Below are 17,501 nucleotides of genomic sequence, written 5' to 3' on the forward strand. Positions count from 1 at the left end.
ACAGAATTAGAATCAAAAGGGGGCAGGAAAGTTGAAAGCATTAAGATCCATCTTATTATGGGGAGTAATTTCTGCTATTGGGGCAATAAGTTTTGGTTATGTTGCTTTAAAACGTGGTGAAAGTATCAATGCAATATGGATTTTGACCGCAGCTCTTTGCGTTTATGCTATTGCCTATCGTTTTTACAGTAAATTTATAGCGAATAAGGTTTTTCAGCTCAATGATTCTAGACAAACGCCAGCAGTAGTGAACAACGATGGAAAAGACTATGTTCCTACGAATAAATGGGTTTTATTTGGACATCATTTTGCAGCTATTGCAGGAGCAGGTCCGCTAGTTGGGCCTATTTTAGCTGCACAAATGGGATATTTGCCTGGAACACTATGGATTGTGGTAGGCGTGGTGGTGGCCGGAGCAGTTCAAGATTTTATTATTCTATTCGGGTCAATGCGACGCAACGGAAAATCGTTAGGTGAAATGATTAAAGATGAAATTGGCAAAGTAACAGGCATTATAGCAATGGTAGGAATTTTAGGCATTATGGTCATATTATTAGCTGTATTGGCTCTAGTCGTTGTTAAGGCTTTGGCGGGTAGCCCTTGGGGTATGTTCACCATCGCAGCAACAATTCCTATTGCTATTCTAATGGGGATTTATATGAGGTATATCCGTCCGGGAAGAGTGGGCGAAGGTTCAATTATTGGAATTATTCTATTAATTTTATCTCTTTATTTCGGACAATATGTATCAGAACATGAAACGTTAGCGCAAATGTTTACCTTTAAAGGCGAAACAATTGCTCTTATGATGATCGCTTATGGTTTTATTGCTTCTGTTTTGCCGGTATGGCTTTTGCTGGCTCCGCGCGATTATTTAAGTACGTTTTTAAAAGTAGGGACTATTGCCGGCCTGGCGCTAGGCATATTAATTGTAGCTCCTTCATTAGAAATGCCTGCTGTAACCAAATTTATTGATGGTACTGGTCCTGTCTTTTCGGGTAACCTTTTCCCATTCCTATTTATTACTATAGCTTGTGGATCGGTATCAGGGTTCCATGCATTAGTTTCATCAGGTACTACTCCAAAAATGATTGAGCGCGAATCACATGCGAGAGCAATCGGCTATGGAGCTATGCTAACTGAATCTTTTGTAGCTGTGATGGCCATGATAGCAGCATGTGTTCTTACACCAGGTATCTATTTTGCTATCAACAGCCCTGCAGCTGCAATTGGCACTGATGCTGTTACTGTAGCTGCTACAATAAGTGATTGGGGTTTTAAATTGACTCCTGATGATTTAACAAGGCTTGCCGATCAGGTGGGTGAAGCCTCTATTCTTTCAAGAACGGGTGGAGCGCCTACATTAGCAATCGGAATGGCAGTCATATTCTCGAAGGTAATTGGCGGAACGACTATGATGGCTTTCTGGTATCACTTTGCCATTCTTTTTGAAGCGTTGTTTATTATGACAACTATTGATGCAGGTACTAGGGTTGGCCGTTTTATCATTCAAGATTTAATAGGGAACTTCTATAAACCATTCGCAAAGACTGATGCCTGGGTACCGAACATTATTGCTACGGCACTATGTGTTGCAGGGTGGGGGTATTTCCTCTATCAGGGTGTTGTAGACCCATTAGGTGGAATTAATACACTTTGGCCGTTATTTGGTATCGCCAACCAAATGCTCGCGGGGATTGCGCTCGTCTTGGGAACAACTATTCTCTTTAAAATGGGGAAAAAAGTTTACACATGGGTCACATTGTTACCGACCACTCTATTGTTAGTTGTAACAATGACAGCGGGGTGGCAAAAACTGTTTCATGACAACCCTAAAATCGGCTTCTTATCACATGCGAAAGTATTTCAAAATGCGCTTGATAAAGGGGAAGTATTGGCACCAGCAGCTACTATAGCTCAAATGCGTCAAGTTTTAGTCAATGATTATGTAGATGCTGCTCTTTGTGCCATCTTTATGATTGTCGTGATTACTGTCTTTATTTCCGCTCTACGAATTTGGTTCAAAGTATTAGGTAATAAAAAAGTAACGCTCCATGAAACAGTGTATAAACGAAGTGCATAAAGGAGGAGCTAATATGCTAACTATTTTAAAAAAGGTTCTAGAACAACGAAATCAATTTATCTCGCTTTTAGTTGGAGTTCCGAGCTATGAAACATATGTAAAACATATGATAGAGGCAAATCCAGATCAGCAAATAAAAAGCAGGAAGGAGTTTTTCTGCGAAGCGCAGGAAGAACGTTACAATGGGAAAGATGGTAAAGTTTCACGCTGCTGCTAGGCTTTCAACTATATAAATAGAAATTTACGAAGCCTCCAATTCTTTTAGAATTGGAGGCTTTTATTATACAAAGAATAGAATATTTTGGTTTTTATTACGTAAAATTTAGCAAAAACGGGTAAACAAAACAAAATTAAATATTACTTTAAGATAGTTATTGTAAATAAACGATTTGTTCAAAGTGAACAAAAATTGAAAATCTATTAGAAAAAATGTACACTAGCTATTGTGTAATTTGTTTAAAGTGTCTAACGACCAACTAATACAAAATGATTATAATAATCTATGTATCTAGTATATGACAAAATTCGAGCGTTTTTACGACGAATCTTTGAACATTTCAAGAATATTAGTAAAGACTTTGCCTCTTTATACGCTGCTTGAATAATAAGTGTTTGCGTATTAAACTAGCTAAGCCATGCAAACTATATTAGAAATAGTCAAAACAGACATTGAGAGGAGAAGGAATTATGACTTCATATGATTTGATTATACGAAACGGCAATATAGTAAGTGCTGATTCTGTTCAGCTAGGAGATATAGCGATTAAGGACGGAAAAATTCAAGAAGTGGCATACGGAAGAAAAATTGACGGAGATGCCCTTAAAGAAATTAACGCAGAAGGTCTTCATGTCTTTCCGGGTTTAATAGACTCACATGTTCATTTTAATGAACCAGGTAGAGCTGAGTGGGAAGGCTTAGAGACAGGTAGCAAGAGTTTAGCTGCAGGTGGTGCAACAACATTTTTCGATATGCCGTTAAATAGTACTCCTCCGACAATTAACGCTGAAAACTTAGCTTTGAAAAAAGCACTTGCTGATCAAAAAGCTGTTGTTAATCCTCGTTTTTGGGGTGGCCTAGTCCCTGAAAATATTAAAGATTTAAAGGGATTGCATGACAATGGCGTTATCGGTTTTAAAGCTTTCATGTCTCCAAGCGGCATTGCTGATTTTAATCACAGTGATGATGAAACCATTTTTAAAGGAATGAAAGAAATTGCTTCATTCGGTTCTATTCTTGCTGTGCATGCTGAAAGCACTGTCATTTGTGAGCAGCTTGCTGAAGAAAAAATTAGTCAAGGTAAAACTTCTGCAAGAGACTATGTAGAGTCTAGACCTATCATTTCTGAAATTGAAGCAGTTAGAAGAATTATTTCTTATTCAGAAGCGACAGGTTGTAAACTACATGTAGTACATGCGAGCAGCCGTAAAGTTGTAAAAATCATTGAAGAAGCAAAACAAAGAGGCGTGAATGTAACAGTTGAAACATGTCCTCACTATCTTGCATTAACAGTAAAAGATTTAGAAGAAAAAGGCGGCTTAGCAAAATGTGCTCCTCCTTTACGCGATGAAGATGAAGTAGAAGAGTTATGGGCTGCACTAGCTAATGGCGAAATTGATGTCATCGGTTCAGACCATTCTCCAGCACCAGCTTCTATGAAAACTATTACAGATAATTTCTTTGAAGGCTGGGGCGGAATCTCAGGTGCACAATCCACACTGAATATTTTGCTTACAGAAGGGTACTATAAACGCAATCTGCCATTAGAAAAAATCGTAAAACTAACAGCTGAAAACCCAGCGAAACGCTTTGGACTTTCTACAAAAGGTAAAATAGCTACAGGCTATGATGCTGACTTGGCAATTGTTGATTTAAATGAAAGCTTTACCCTTCATAATGAAGATTTATACTATCGCCACAAACACTCTCCATATGTGGGCATGACTTTCAAAGGGAAAGTTAAAAACACATTGGTTAATGGCGAAGTAGTCTTTGAAAACGGCAAAATTATAGTCGATAAAGTGCAATAAGCTTATTCTTTATTCGAGAGAGGAGTACTTAAAGTATGTTTGATTTATTAATAAAAGGCGGTAACGTTGTTTTTCATGATGGCGTACGCAAAGTAGATATTGGAGTCAAAGATGAAAAAATTTCTTGCATTGCAGAACATATCACTGAAGATGCTAAAGAAGTGATTGATGCAGCAGGACAATTTGTAATGCCGGGTATGATTGATACGCATGTGCATATCAGTGAACCAGGTCGTACAGAATGGGAAGGTTTTGAAACAGGCTCTAAATCAATGGCAGCCGGTGGTACTACAAGTTATGTAGAAATGCCGTTAAACGCTCTTCCTGCTACAATTAATAAAGAAGCATTAGATCTTAAACTGGAAGCAGCCAAAACACAAAACTATGTGGATTATGCGTTTTATGGAGGTCTAGTTCCTGATAACTTGGACAAGTTGGAAGAATTAGATGCAGCTGGAGTACTTGCATTTAAATGTTTCTTATCTGACATAACGAGTGATATTCCAGGTGACTTTACAAATGTAGATGATTATACATTGTATAAAGGAATGCAAAAATTGGCTGAGTTAGACCAACTGCTTTGCATACATGCAGAAAATCCATCTGTAACGAAAAAACTTGCTGAAGACATGGTAAGAGAAGGCCGTACTACTGCAATGGATTACGTGGAATCACGTCCTATCTTTACTGAGGTAGAAGCAGTTTCCCGTGCAATCCTTTTTGCCAAAGAGACAGGCTGTAAACTTCACCTTGTGCATATTAGTACATCTGAAGCAGTACAAGTTATCGTAAAAGCACAACAAGAAGGTGTGGACGTAACACTAGAAACTTGTCCTCATTATTTGGCTATTACTGCTGAACAAGTGGAAGAAATTGGGCCACGCGCAAAATGTCAGCCGCCACTAAGAAAAGCAAAAGACCAAGAAAAACTTTGGGATGAGCTAATGAAAGGCAATATTAACTGGATTACATCTGACCACTCTCCTTGTACTGAAGACTTAAAACAAGGCAACATATTTGAAGCATGGGGCGGTATTAGTGGTGTTCAAAATAATGTCGATTTGATGTTTGACTTAGCTGTAAAACAACGCGGTTTACCAGTTAACAAGTTCGTTGACTTAATTGCAACGCATCCATCTGAACGCTTTAACTTACCAAACAAAGGTGAAATCGCTGTCGGTAAAGATGCGGATATTATTTTTGTTGACCCTAACCAATCTTATGTAGTGAAAAGAGAAGATCTTTACTATAAAAACAAATTTAGTGCCTATGAAGGCAGACAAATTGATTGTCGTGTCACTAAAACAATTGTACGCGGTAACGTTGTGTTCGACTTAAATGAAGGCATTGTCGGGGAGCCAATCGGAAAATTGATGGCTGCTCAAAAATAATTCCTTAAATTAAAAAAGTGAAATGGGCGCGGGTATTGCTGTGCAATGCCCGTGTTAAATGAGAGGGTATTTTAGAATGACAAATAATACAAATGAGGTACAGCCACACAGCGGTGAAGACGAAACTCTACACCCGAAAACGGCTGACAAAAGAACAGTAAATCCACTTTCATATATGTTTATGTGGATTGGTGATGGTGTTAACCTTGGGAATATGACTTTGGGAGCGAGTTTGGTAGTAGCTGGTGCTGCAACATTAAACATGTTCCAAACATTTGCGGCAGCTATTATTGCCATCGCAATTATTTCAACCATTTTCATCTTAAATGACAGACTAGGCTACAAAGAAGGCGTTCCTTATGTTGTACAACTAAGAATGTCATTCGGTTTTAAAGGAACAATCATTTCATCCTTATTGCGAGGAGTTCCTGCGATAATCTGGTATGGTATTCAAAGCTGGATTGGTGGTACTGCATTAAACGAAATCCTAACAATCGCAACGAATGGTGCTTTTGATAATATTGCTATTTGCTTCGTTGCTCTTGTATTATTGCAAATTGTTTTATCTTTATTCGGTTTCCATGCTATTAAATGGGTAGAAACTCTTGCTTCTGTCGTTATCATGGTAGCATTATTGTACGTATTCATCATTTTAGTGCGTTCACATGGTACTGAAGTAGCGAAAAATTGGATCCATGTTCAAGGTTCTTGGGGTCTACATTTCTTCGGTTTCATCATGGTATTCTTAGGTAACTACGCAGCGATTTTCCTAAGTGCTGCTGACTATTCTCGTGAATTAAAAGCAGGTTATAGTGATACAAAACGAGGATTCTTATACTTTTCTCCAATCATGATTGCTTATGGATTTGTTATTACAATTGGTGCAATGCTTGCATCAGTAACTGGTATTACAAACCCTTCAAAAGCATTAGCAATCATTATTAATAATGATGCAATCACAATCGGTGTTTCAGCATTCATTGTGTTAGGTGTTATTGCAACAAACATGGTTGCTAATATTATCCCGCCTGCATACGTTATTACATTGTTAACAAAAGCGAAATACAAAGTAGCTGTTACTGTAACTGGGGTACTTGCACTTGTTTCATTCCCTTGGATGCTTGTTCAAGAATCTTCAGCAAAAGGTTTAAATATGTTTGTTTTAATCTACTCAGCATTCTTAGGACCAATCGTTGCTATTCTATTGGTTGAATACCATATCTTTAGAAAAGGTAAAGTAGACGTTGCGGATTTATATAATGCGAACGGTCCATATAAAGGGTTTAACCCTGCAGCAATCATTGCAATGCTGGTTGGTGCAGCAGCAGCCTTTATTGAAGTAGACTTAGCTTGGATTATTGGTTTCTTCGTAGCTGGTATTGCTTATTACTTAATCACGAAATTTGGATTTAAAAATTCTCCTTTCAAAAAAGGAACAATATTCGAGAAATAAAAGGAAAAGGATTGGAGATTTATCTCCAATCCTTTTTTTAAAATAATATTGACGGATCTTCATTTTCTTCAAGAAGGGTACCGATCAATAATGCCACTCTTATTCGCAGAGAGTCTTGCGGATCGTGAAAAGAACGGCCTAGCATGTCTTCTGCTTTTTCAATCCTATACTTTACTGTATTTCGATGAATAAATAATTTTCTAGAGGTTTCAGATATCTCGCAATGTGAATCTAGATAAACTTGAATAGTTTTGACTAATTCCACATCTTCTTTTGATTTAGGATAAGCAAGGGTTTTAAGTGTATTTTCATATAGTTCTTTTAAATTCTTTTTTGGTATCATATTGAATAATTCTTTTATTTCTCTTGTTTTATAAAAATGAATAAAAGAAGTTTTTTTCAAATCGTACCCATTTGAAATAGCTTCGGCTGCCTCTTGGTAGATCAGTGAAATGTCATTGAGCGATGGAGTAGGGTTACTAATTCCAAACGACAATGAAAAATCTCCGTCAATACTTTGGATGTTCTGTACAATATTCAGTAACTTTTGTCTTTCAGCTTCTGAATATTGTTCAAATTGCAAGAGCAGCACAAAATACTTTTCCTTCGTAAATAATGTTCCGTTCATTTCACCGTTAACCATTTCATCTTCTAACTGATCATAAATACTATTATGCAAATCGCTTACCTTTTTTTCATACAGTTGAAGCGTTTCATAGTTTCTTCCCACAGGATCAATGTTGCAAACAATGCAAATAGTTTCTAATTGCGGGTATAATCCGTAATATTGGCATCTTCCAATAATCTCTTCCTCTGAGCTAATCCTTTTTTCAATTAAATCTGCAAAAAAGTTATTTTTAAATAATCGAGAGTTTTCCTCAATTGCTTGCTCCTTAACCAGAGTGAAAGAGATGACATTGCTTGCTTGTTCAATCGCCACTTTAGAAGCAGGATAAGGAAGGGTCAAAGCATCTACAATTACTAGCATACTTTCATGCTGTCGTTTTGTTTTAACAGGATAGCTTGCAGCTGAATTATAGCTTTCAGAAGTGAGGGTATACGTTGTTCCATGTCGCGCTTCATAAAGATTATTTTTTACCAGTTGGATGATTTCCTGTTCAACAATCTTCATCGGCTCTTTATTAAATTCATGTGTATGAGCAATTTTTTCTCCACGATGATTTAATAATAAGGCAGGGCGTTTAAGGAAAAATCCTAACTGTTCCACAAGAGCTGACAAAGTGTACCCTTTAATCAACATATCAGAGAACTCTTTATGCACATGCATGGCATAATATAATTGTTCTGACTCCGCATCATTTAAATAATTTAGTATATGTCTTGATACATTTCCTAATGTATGCTCAGTTGGCAAATCGATAATAGGGAAGGCTAATTCATCAGCCAGCATTTTAACCGTTTCAGGCAATTGGCCTAAGAAACGATGTGTCTTAATAATAATACCTGAACAGTTACGTGCATGCATTTGCTGGATAAGTTCATATAGCTTTTCTGTATCGTCTTTAAAAGCGTAACCAGTTGTTAGAAGCAAGTGGTTTTCGTTTAAAAATTGTATCACATCGGGTGTATCAGAAATGTTCACAAATTGTACTGAACGGCCAAGACCTCTATGTCCAGCTAGCACAACACAATCCTTCATAACATCTAATATAAATAAGTCATTCATTGTTTTCATAGTTAATCCCTCATTGTAAGGTTATGTGTAGGTAACTATTATACGTTAACAATAAACAAAAAACAAATGGTTTTTTAGTCATTTTAAACAATGACAAGTTTGTAGTAATGTACTAAACTTATAAGGATGTTTTAATATATAGGCCAATATATCGATAGGAGGGAAGATCATGGAGTGGCAAGCTCGCACAATAAGTGCTGAGATTCATCCTATACTTAAAAATAATCCGCAAGGTAACGTCCATAGTGTATTTAACAACAGTTTTAATTTGGCGTTCGGTGGACATCTCATTCATATTGGGACATCGGAGAACGGTACCCCTCCATTTGGTATTACCTTAAAGGAAGGAGCCCAAAAGCTTGCCCAACAGGTAATCCAAAACGAAGAAGTAATGTGGAATTCCGTATTGGATGCGCTTGTTTTAGCACCGAATCTTTCCATTTCATTGAAGAAGGCAGCTATAACAATTCCTGTTCTTCAACATACAGAGGTTAATTCTACTAGCATAAATGAAATTATCCGGGCAATTGCAGTAGAGCTTACTACAGACAACTGGCAAACGGGTCTTACACAAAACCTAGAAGACAATCAACTTATTAAGGAGTATATCTTAACTAAGAATTTCAAATCGGTTCAGCCGATTTTAAAGGAATTGGATAAGTTAAGTTTGCTTGCCTCTGGTGATGAATCAGTAGAACCGAAAAGCGTTTTCGATTTCTGGATTGGTAGAGGATTGGGCTTAACACCTAGTGGAGATGATTTATTAACTGGTTTATGTGCTGCTCTTACGGCACTCGGTAGTCAAAAGAATAGTTTCCAAAAAAAGCTACACTCGTATTTAGTGGAATATGGGATGAAGCGAACAACTTCTATTGCCTTAGAATACTTAATGTACGCCACACAAGGCAAATTTCATTCCCATCTTATAAACATGATGCAAATCATGACAAATCCACAAAATGAAAATTTACACGACGCGCTTTTGGAAATGAAAAAGTTAGGGCATACATCCGGTACAGACACATTATTAGGGATGTTACTTGGCATTAAAGCTCTTTCTATTTTGGAATAATATTGTATAAGAGGTGTACACATGAAAGAATTATTAAAATCTAGCAACTGGATTTCGGGCTTGCAATGGCTCTTTTTTATTTTTACAAATATAGTAGTAATCCCGATTACGGTAGGTGCAGCATTTGATTTACCACAAGGTAAAATTGTCAGTATGCTACAACTATCATTTATCGTAACGGGTCTTGCTTGTATCGTTCAGGCACTTGTAGGACATAAACGGGCAATCATGGAAGGGCAATCAGGTCTATGGTGGGGCGTAATTTTAGCGCTTGGCACTACTGCAGCTGCTCAAGGAATGCCTTTGGACGTTTTAGGCGGAAGTTTAACTGTAGGTGTCATTATATCAGCTATTTTAACATTTCTTATTGGTATTACTGGTCTTGGTCCACATCTTGCAAAGTTATTTACCCCTGCTGTTATGGGCGTATTTATGTTTTTATTTGGATGCCAAATTATTCGGATTTTCTTAAAGGGAATGCTAGGTATTCCTTTTGGTAACGGAGCAGATAATGCACATATTGATTTGCCGATTTCTTTGTTATCTATCATTATTGCTATACTTGTTATTGTGATTAGTGTTAAAGCTCCGGTCAGCATAAGACGCTATGGTTTGTTAATAGGTATTATTGTTGGTTGGATTGCTTATTCATTGATTTTCCATTCAGGTAATACAACAAGCGAATCAGGTTCATTTAGTCTTGATTTGTTTCCTTTAGGTAAACCTGCATGGGATCCAGGTATTATCATAACTGCTGTCTTAGCAGGTTTATTAAACTCAGCCAATACATTTGGAGCACTAAAAGGGACAGAAAGCATGTATAAGGTGAAAACGACGAACTCAGAATATAGAGTTTCATTCGTTATTACAGGTATATTCACTTTTATTGCGGGTTTGTTTGGACTTGTACCTTATTCTCCATATGTGTCTTCTATTGGATTTTTAAGCCAAACAGGTATCTTGAAAAGAATGCCATTTATTTTAGGTGGATTTATGTTCTTAGTTATGGGGTTAATACCGCCGCTTGGTCATTTCTTCTCATTATTGCCGCTGAGCATTGGTAGTGCAGCGTTGTTTGTTTCTTACTTGCTTCTTTTGAATTCTTCTTTCGCTTTCTTCAGACAAGTTAAGTTCAATACAATCAATGCATACCGTTCTGCGGTTCCATTGTTCGTAGGTATAATCATAATGACACTTCCTGCTTCTTATTTTGAAAGTATTCCAAGTGTTATCCGACCTTTGCTTAGCAGTGGTTTGCTAATGGGAATTATTTTAGCACTCTTAATGGAAAACTTAATCAAATGGGATCGTTATGGTGTAGAAGACGATAGTAAAAAAGCGTAAAAATATGTAATGCTAAAAAGAGCTAAAGAATGAAAATTCTTTAGCTCTTTTTCTTATAGATATTGATCTAAGAATTGAACAACCTCTTTAAAGGCATTTTGGACGTCAGAATTACCCCAATTTTCGTCAAAAACATGTTTTCCACCTGGAATGGTGATTAGTTTACTTTGTACACCAGCTTCTTGCAGTTTTTCTTGCATTACGACAGATTGTTCATATGGGACATCTTCATCGTCTGTCCCATGAAGCAACAAAGTAGGAGGAAATTCAGCATTTGCTAAAGCTGCAGGACAATGCTGTAGTAGTTTATCTTTGAATATTACAGGGTGAAGACCGCTGATTTGTTCAATCCAATTGCCACTTTGTCTAGCATACATGTAGATCGCATAGCGTTTCTCTATAGGTCCTACTGATATCGGTTGGTCTGAAACCAGCATTTTTGCGAGATCAGCCGGTACTGCTGTCATTTTTTGATAATGTGGGCTAGGTTTTGTTGCCCAATTGCCTGTAATGTCGCCATAGCCATAGAAAGAAACGATTGCTTTAGGCTTTTGATTAAATAATCCAGATAAGAGAGCTAAATACCCACCTGCAGAACCACCAATAACAGCTATTCTTTCTGGATCATATTTAAATTCATTAGTGCCTTTATTTTCAAGCCATGAGAGAGCACTTTCGATATCCGTACGAATTTCTGAAATTTTCGTTTCAGGTGCTAGACGATAATCGATAGAAAAAATATTGTAGCCTGCTTCATGGTAAAACTCAATTTGTTCCGCTTTCAAATCTTCGCGTGAGCCCCAAAACAAGCCACCACCATGTATATAGACAATTACTGGTTTATTTGCTTCATCAGCTGGATAGAAGTCTCCCTTCAACTCGAAGTTAAATTCCTTTTTAAAGGAAACAGTCGTTTTTAACATATACTTCACTCACACTTTCTTTAAATCGTATAACCATATACTGGCTATAAACGATCATTTGATTATAGCTAAATGAACTATGTTTTTCATTTGCTGTGTTATTATTGTATAATAATATGATGAATGTTTGCATGTATAAAGCAAAATTCATGTAGCAGTCGTTTCTTAACTAAACGTGCATTATCAAAAACTAGGCTATGCTGCTTAAAAGCTTAGCAGGTTAATGATTAATAAACTAATGTAAAGGACCATGGCAAATGGAATTTAAAGTATCCGACCTATTAAACTTAGCCCCACTTCAAAATGCAATCGTATTAGGTGGTGAGCGTTTTTTAAATAATGATGTTTCAGGTATTACCATTATGGAAGGACCTGATATCGTTGAATGGATTAAAGGCGGTGAAGTTATATTAACTAGCCTCTATTCCATTCGCTCGTTCAATGACAAAGAACAAATTGAGTTTATTGAAAGCTTGGCAAGAAAGAAAGTTAGTGCTCTCGTCATTAAGAATCTTGATACAGATATCTCTAATCCGTTGGTTGGTGCTGCTGAACAATTAGGCATGCCAGTCATACAGATGTCGAAAGAAATTCCTTTTATCGATGTAATGTATCCTGTAATGGGCGAACTATTTAATCGTCAAGTGAAGAAATTGCAATACTATAAAGAAATTCATGACCGTTTTACTGAAATCTCTCTGGCTGATAAAGGTATAGATAGTATAATTGCGACTCTTTCCGATTTGATCGGTAATCCTGTTGCGCTCTTCGACAGAAACTTTCATTGCATTGTTTCAACTGTACCTTACCTTGAAACGTTTGAATTGGTGGAAAAGGTTCATTTTTATGAGGAAACGATCAATATTAAATATCCGCATTATCGTCAAATCGTAAAATATCAAGAGATCCCAAATCAAAAAAGTCACCAAATCGTTGTTCCGCTTGAAACCATCAATCATATAAAGACATATCTGCTAATTGGTGAAATCAATAAGTCGTTAGAAGAACTTGATTTTATCGCTGTTGAAAACTCTGCTAATGCATTATCGCTTGAATTGGTTAAACAATTTGCGGTCTCCGAAGTTGAGAAGAAATTTAAAAACGATTTGGTTGATGAGTTAATTAGCGGTAAAATCCGTTCAATGCAATCCATATACGAAAAAGCAAATGTCATCAGCTGGGATTTTGAAGGTTCTTTTGTAGCTGTCTTATTTAAAATTCATCCACTTACTGAGACGTCGTATTCTAAAGAGAGCAACAAAAGTAATCTCCTAGATCGAAGCCATGCAGCGCTATATGATGCGGTAAATCATTATCTCCCTGGGGGAATTATTACTAACAAAGGCAATATGGTAACTGTGCTGTGGAAAGTTAAAAAGAAAAATGAACATGATGATAAGTCATGGCGAAAGGGCGTTCAAAAAACAGCTGCTAATATTCAACACATTATCGAGAAACAAATTCAAGATGTAGCAGTACAGGTGGGAATAGGAAATGTTGCAGAAAGTATTATCGAAATTTCAAAAAGCTACAAAGAAGCGCAAGATGCTCTCGATGTTGGTGAAAAGCTAAATGGTCAAAAATCCATTACTGCATTCGCAGAGCTAGGGATTTTCAGGCTTTTAAGCCAATTTGATGATCCACAAGTGTTAACTCAATTTATCCCACAATCATTACAGCGCTTGCTTGAATATCCCCAATCAAATCGCACAGATTTGCTGATTACATTGCAAACATTCTTGGAATGCCAACAAAATGCATCTAAGACGGCAAAAGTTCTTTTTATCCATTATAAATCTGTAATGTATCGGTTGGATCGAATAAAAGAAATAACTGGCATTAATTTTGATGATTCAGAGGAAACTCTGTCTGTACAAGTTGGTCTAAAAATCATCAACTTTTTGAAACGCGAAAGAGAAAAGTAATCACATTGTGTTTAAAAACCCTACCAACAAGGATGTTGGTAGGGTTTTTGTCTTATGAGGATAAAAAGATAAATAATATTTATCCAAGTATCATAAAGACTATTTGGATAAAAAAACTTACAATAGGAAGTGGAATTTTTATCACGATATAGGGTAAAAATAAACAAGTACGAATGTCCAAAATTAAATGCGGCATTTTATAAACACAGCTTTTTACAGGCTATGCGCAAATTACATAGTACAGTTCAACCCCATTTTTGGAGAATATGTACTGGTGATTTCCCTATAAAGATAGAAAGGAAGATGAGTGATTTGGCAATAGATGCAATGGATTTTTCTGCATTACCTGAAGAAACAGCTGGAAAGCTAGAATGGCTAGGCAGTTTTGGTAAGGATGCTAAAGGCGGTGTATCCCGTCTGCTTTACTCAAAAGAATGGGTCGAAGCACAACACGCTTTAAAAGAGTGGATGGAAAGCTTTGGTCTTTCTGCTCGCTTTGATGAAGTCGGCAACCTATTCGGTACACTAAAAGGTAAAGATGAATCAGAAACAATTTTAACCGGTTCTCATGTTGATTCCGTTGTTAACGGCGGTAAATACGATGGAGCATACGGGGTTATCGCTGGTATTATTGCGATTAAATATTTAAAAGAAACTTACGGAGAGCCACTTCGAAACATTGAGATTGTTTCAATGGCTGAAGAAGAGGGAAGTCGTTTCCCTTATGCTTTCTGGGGTTCTAAAAATATTGTTGGAAGCGCTAAACGTGAAGAAGTTGAATCAATTAGCGATTTCGAAGGCGTTCCTTTTGTAGATGCAATGAAAAATGCAGGTTTTGGCTTCAGAGATGAAAGCAAAGGACCTCGTGAAGATCTAAAAGCATTTGTAGAAGTGCATGTAGAACAAGGTAGCGTTCTTGAGACCGAAAAGAAATCAGTGGCAGTTGTCAATAGTATTGTCGGTCAAAGAAGATATACAATCGAAATTTCTGGTGAAGCAAACCATGCAGGTACAACACCAATGGGCTACAGAAAAGACGCTATGTATGCTGCAAGCCATATGATTTATGAAATCATTAATATGGCAAAAGAAGTTGGAGATCCTCTTGTAACTACAGTCGGCAAAGTGGAAGTAACGCCAAACATTGTCAATGTAGTACCAGGGAAAGCTCTATTCACAATTGATGTACGCCATACTGATAAAGATGCAATTGTATCATTTACAGAAAGCATGACTGCTCGAATGAACGAGATTTCAAAAGAGCATGGTGTGGAAACAGATATTGATATGTGGATGGACGCAGATCCTGTTCCAATGGATAAAAACGTGGTTGAACTTATTGAGAAACAATGTGAAGAAAATGGATTGAACTATAAAGTAATGCACAGTGGTGCAGGCCATGATTCACAAATCTTTGCACCGTTTGTACCAACAGCTATGTTGTTTGTACCAAGCCTAAAAGGAATCAGCCACAACCCTGCGGAATTTACAGAGCCTGCTGATTTAGCTGAAGGCGTAAAAGCACTTATTGGTGCATTGTATGAATTAGGCTATAAATAATCTTCAAAAATAATATAAAAAATAGATTAGGGGATGTATTTAAATGGGTTATCCTAAAGACTTACTTTCAAGCAGATCAATTATTAAACATGGTTTATATGCATTAATCGCTCCAGAAGGTTTAGTAAATAATGTGGTACCTGGTTTTGAAAACTGCTCTATGTCAATCTTAGGTTCACCAAAATTAGGCGCAAGCTTCGTTGATTACATCGTAACAATGCATGAAGGCGGCAAAAACAGCGAAGGCTTCTGCGGCCAAGACGATGTAGAAAGCTTTGTTTATGTACTAAGCGGCCAAGTGAAAGTTAAAGCTGGCAATGAAGAGTACACACTAAAAGAAAGCGGCTATGTATATTGCCCTCCAGGCGTTGCAATGTATTTAGAAAATGTAGAAGCTGGCGATTCTCGCTTGTTCCTTTATAAACAAAAATATAGACCACTTGAAGGCCGTAAACCATGGGTTGTATCTGGCCATTCAAACGATATCGACTACAGAGACTACGATGATATGACAAATGTTCATATCAAAGACTTGCTACCAATGGATATTGATTTCGATATGAACTTCCATATCTTATCATTCGATCCTGCAGCAAGCCACCCATTCATCGAAACTCATGTTCAAGAACATGGCGCTTACCTGTTGTCTGGTGAAGGTATGTATAACCTAGACAACGAATGGATTCCAGTTAAAAAAGACGACTACATTTTCATGGGTCCTTATGTACAACAAGCTGGCTATGCAGTGGGTAGAGAACCATTAACTTATGTATACTCTAAAGACTGCAACCGTGACGCATCACTATAATATCATTTTGCCTTATGCTCAGCGCATTTTAATTTTTGCTGAGGGTTAATATAGCAATCGGGCTGTACGGAACTCCACCTGAGCCTAATAGCTTGAGGTGGGGTTAAAAGCCCGTTAATGAGAGATAATATCGAAAGCAAAGAGGTGCTACGATGAGAGTTAGCAAAGAAGATTTAAAAAGTTTAATCAAAAATAAGCTTCATAAAGCAGGGTTAAATGAAGAACATGCCTCAACAGCAGCTGACGTTCTTGTATTTGCGGATGAAAGAGGAATTCACTCTCATGGCGCAATGCGTGTAGAGTACTACGCTGAAAGAATTGCTAAAGGCGGCATGAACACAAATCCTGATTTCAAATTTGAAAAAACAGGTCCTGCAACAGGTGTTTTCCATGGTGATGGCGGTAATGGCCACACAGCAGCTAAACTTGCTATGGATGAAGCCATTAAAATGGCTAAAGAAAGTGGCGTCGCTATTGTAGGCGTACGTGACATTTCACACAGTGGAGCTATTTCATACTTCACAAATCAAGCGGCAGAATCAAACCTAATTGGATTCTCTGTTTGTCAATCCGACCCAATGGTAGTTCCATTCGGCGGAGCAGAGCCTTATTATGGCACAAACCCGATTGCTTTTGCTGCACCAAGCACAGACGATCGTAAAATGACATTAGACATGGCTACTACTGTTCAAGCTTGGGGTAAAATTCTACATGCTCGTTCTAAAAATCAAACAATTCCTGATACATGGGCTGTAGATGGAAACGGTGAACCTACAACAGATCCTTACAAAGTAAACGCATTATTGCCAATCTCAGGTCCTAAAGGCTATGGTTTAGCAATGATGGTGGATGTACTATCTGGTGTATTACTAGGCCTTCCATTCGGTAATAAAGTGTCTTCTATGTATGAAAACCTTTCAGAATACCGTAAATTAGGTCAACTTCACATTGTTATTAATCCAGAATTCTTTATGGGAATCACAGGCTTCCAAAAAGATATTGCACAATCTATGGACGACTTGAATGGCATTAAGCCTGCTCCAGGTTTCGACAAAGTATTGTATCCTGGACAAAATAATGATGTAGTGATTGCAGATTATAAGGAAAATGGTATTGAAATTGTAGATGATATTTATGATTATTTAAAATCGGATGTTATTCATAACAATCAATACGACCATAAAAATCCTTTTGCAGAATAAAATCAAATGGGGATCA

General features: G+C 37.2%; 13 protein-coding genes. 11 read left to right on the top strand and 2 right to left on the bottom strand.

Annotation, left to right across the window (positions count from 1 at the left end; translation table 11 throughout):
- Window positions 1-31 precede the first annotated feature (31 nt).
- The 5 genes from F0527_RS07250 (at window position 32) to F0527_RS07270 (ending at window position 6,955) form a co-directional block, all read left to right on the top strand.
- Complete coding sequence (locus F0527_RS07250; protein WP_150284307.1) at window positions 32-2,083, top strand: carbon starvation CstA family protein; 2,052 nt, start codon at window positions 32-34, stop codon at window positions 2,081-2,083.
- A 13-nt stretch (window positions 2,084-2,096) separates the two neighbouring features.
- Window positions 2,097-2,300, top strand: coding sequence for a YbdD/YjiX family protein (locus F0527_RS07255; protein WP_066786950.1), 204 nt, complete (start codon window positions 2,097-2,099; stop codon window positions 2,298-2,300).
- A 470-nt stretch (window positions 2,301-2,770) separates the two neighbouring features.
- Window positions 2,771-4,111 (top strand): allantoinase, encoded by a 1,341-nt coding sequence (locus tag F0527_RS07260; RefSeq protein WP_066786953.1) that lies wholly within the window; start codon window positions 2,771-2,773, stop codon window positions 4,109-4,111.
- A gap of 35 nt (window positions 4,112-4,146) precedes the next feature.
- Window positions 4,147-5,502, top strand: a complete 1,356-nt coding sequence (gene allB, locus F0527_RS07265; RefSeq protein ID WP_150284308.1) for an allantoinase AllB — start codon at window positions 4,147-4,149, stop codon at window positions 5,500-5,502.
- Window positions 5,503-5,578: 76 nt separating this feature from the next.
- Window positions 5,579-6,955, top strand: coding sequence for an NCS1 family transporter (locus tag F0527_RS07270; RefSeq protein WP_066786959.1), 1,377 nt, complete (start codon window positions 5,579-5,581; stop codon window positions 6,953-6,955).
- A gap of 37 nt (window positions 6,956-6,992) precedes the next feature.
- Here F0527_RS07270 and F0527_RS07275 read toward each other — a convergent pair whose 3' ends face one another.
- Complete coding sequence (locus F0527_RS07275; RefSeq protein ID WP_150284309.1) at window positions 6,993-8,651, bottom strand: PucR family transcriptional regulator; 1,659 nt, start codon at window positions 8,649-8,651, stop codon at window positions 6,993-6,995.
- 169 nt (window positions 8,652-8,820) lie between these two features.
- On the opposite strand from F0527_RS07275, the gene F0527_RS07280 reads away from it, so the two are divergent.
- Both F0527_RS07280 and F0527_RS07285 read left to right on the top strand, forming a co-directional pair.
- Complete coding sequence (locus F0527_RS07280; protein ID WP_150284310.1) at window positions 8,821-9,723, top strand: oxamate carbamoyltransferase subunit AllH family protein; 903 nt, start codon at window positions 8,821-8,823, stop codon at window positions 9,721-9,723.
- Window positions 9,724-9,744: 21 nt separating this feature from the next.
- Complete coding sequence (locus F0527_RS07285; protein WP_066786968.1) at window positions 9,745-11,067, top strand: uracil/xanthine transporter; 1,323 nt, start codon at window positions 9,745-9,747, stop codon at window positions 11,065-11,067.
- Between the two features lie 53 nt (window positions 11,068-11,120).
- Here F0527_RS07285 and F0527_RS07290 read toward each other — a convergent pair whose 3' ends face one another.
- The gene (locus F0527_RS07290; RefSeq protein ID WP_150284311.1) at window positions 11,121-11,990 is read right to left on the bottom strand and encodes an alpha/beta hydrolase; all 870 of its coding nucleotides are present in this window, start codon (window positions 11,988-11,990) and stop codon (window positions 11,121-11,123) included.
- A 257-nt stretch (window positions 11,991-12,247) separates the two neighbouring features.
- On the opposite strand from F0527_RS07290, the gene F0527_RS07295 reads away from it, so the two are divergent.
- The 4 genes from F0527_RS07295 to allD all read left to right on the top strand — a co-directional run bounded on the left by F0527_RS07295 (window position 12,248) and on the right by allD (window position 17,485).
- Entirely contained in the window at window positions 12,248-13,915 is a 1,668-nt protein-coding gene (locus F0527_RS07295) for a PucR family transcriptional regulator (RefSeq protein WP_150284312.1), read from the top strand.
- A 327-nt stretch (window positions 13,916-14,242) separates the two neighbouring features.
- Window positions 14,243-15,475, top strand: a complete 1,233-nt coding sequence (gene allC, locus F0527_RS07300; protein ID WP_150284926.1) for an allantoate deiminase — start codon at window positions 14,243-14,245, stop codon at window positions 15,473-15,475.
- A gap of 43 nt (window positions 15,476-15,518) precedes the next feature.
- Window positions 15,519-16,283 (top strand): (S)-ureidoglycine aminohydrolase, encoded by a 765-nt coding sequence (gene allE, locus F0527_RS07305; protein WP_066786979.1) that lies wholly within the window; start codon window positions 15,519-15,521, stop codon window positions 16,281-16,283.
- A gap of 152 nt (window positions 16,284-16,435) precedes the next feature.
- On the top strand, window positions 16,436-17,485 hold the full coding sequence (gene allD, locus F0527_RS07310; RefSeq protein WP_150284313.1) for an ureidoglycolate dehydrogenase: 1,050 nt from the start codon (window positions 16,436-16,438) through the stop codon (window positions 17,483-17,485).
- Window positions 17,486-17,501 lie beyond the last annotated feature (16 nt).

The organism is Rummeliibacillus sp. TYF-LIM-RU47 (assembly GCF_008638315.1).
Taxonomy (GTDB): domain Bacteria; phylum Bacillota; class Bacilli; order Bacillales_A; family Planococcaceae; genus Rummeliibacillus; species Rummeliibacillus stabekisii.

Coding starts and splice junctions, on each gene's coding strand:
- F0527_RS07290 (WP_150284311.1), bottom strand. CDS start 11,990: ATGTTAAAAACGACTGTTTCCTTTAAAAAGGAATTTAACTTCGAGTTG.
- allD (WP_150284313.1), top strand. CDS start 16,436: ATGAGAGTTAGCAAAGAAGATTTAAAAAGTTTAATCAAAAATAAGCTT.
- allE (WP_066786979.1), top strand. CDS start 15,519: ATGGGTTATCCTAAAGACTTACTTTCAAGCAGATCAATTATTAAACAT.
- F0527_RS07280 (WP_150284310.1), top strand. CDS start 8,821: ATGGAGTGGCAAGCTCGCACAATAAGTGCTGAGATTCATCCTATACTT.
- allB (WP_150284308.1), top strand. CDS start 4,147: ATGTTTGATTTATTAATAAAAGGCGGTAACGTTGTTTTTCATGATGGC.
- F0527_RS07295 (WP_150284312.1), top strand. CDS start 12,248: ATGGAATTTAAAGTATCCGACCTATTAAACTTAGCCCCACTTCAAAAT.
- F0527_RS07275 (WP_150284309.1), bottom strand. CDS start 8,651: ATGAAAACAATGAATGACTTATTTATATTAGATGTTATGAAGGATTGT.
- F0527_RS07270 (WP_066786959.1), top strand. CDS start 5,579: ATGACAAATAATACAAATGAGGTACAGCCACACAGCGGTGAAGACGAA.
- F0527_RS07260 (WP_066786953.1), top strand. CDS start 2,771: ATGACTTCATATGATTTGATTATACGAAACGGCAATATAGTAAGTGCT.
- allC (WP_150284926.1), top strand. CDS start 14,243: ATGGATTTTTCTGCATTACCTGAAGAAACAGCTGGAAAGCTAGAATGG.
- F0527_RS07285 (WP_066786968.1), top strand. CDS start 9,745: ATGAAAGAATTATTAAAATCTAGCAACTGGATTTCGGGCTTGCAATGG.
- F0527_RS07255 (WP_066786950.1), top strand. CDS start 2,097: ATGCTAACTATTTTAAAAAAGGTTCTAGAACAACGAAATCAATTTATC.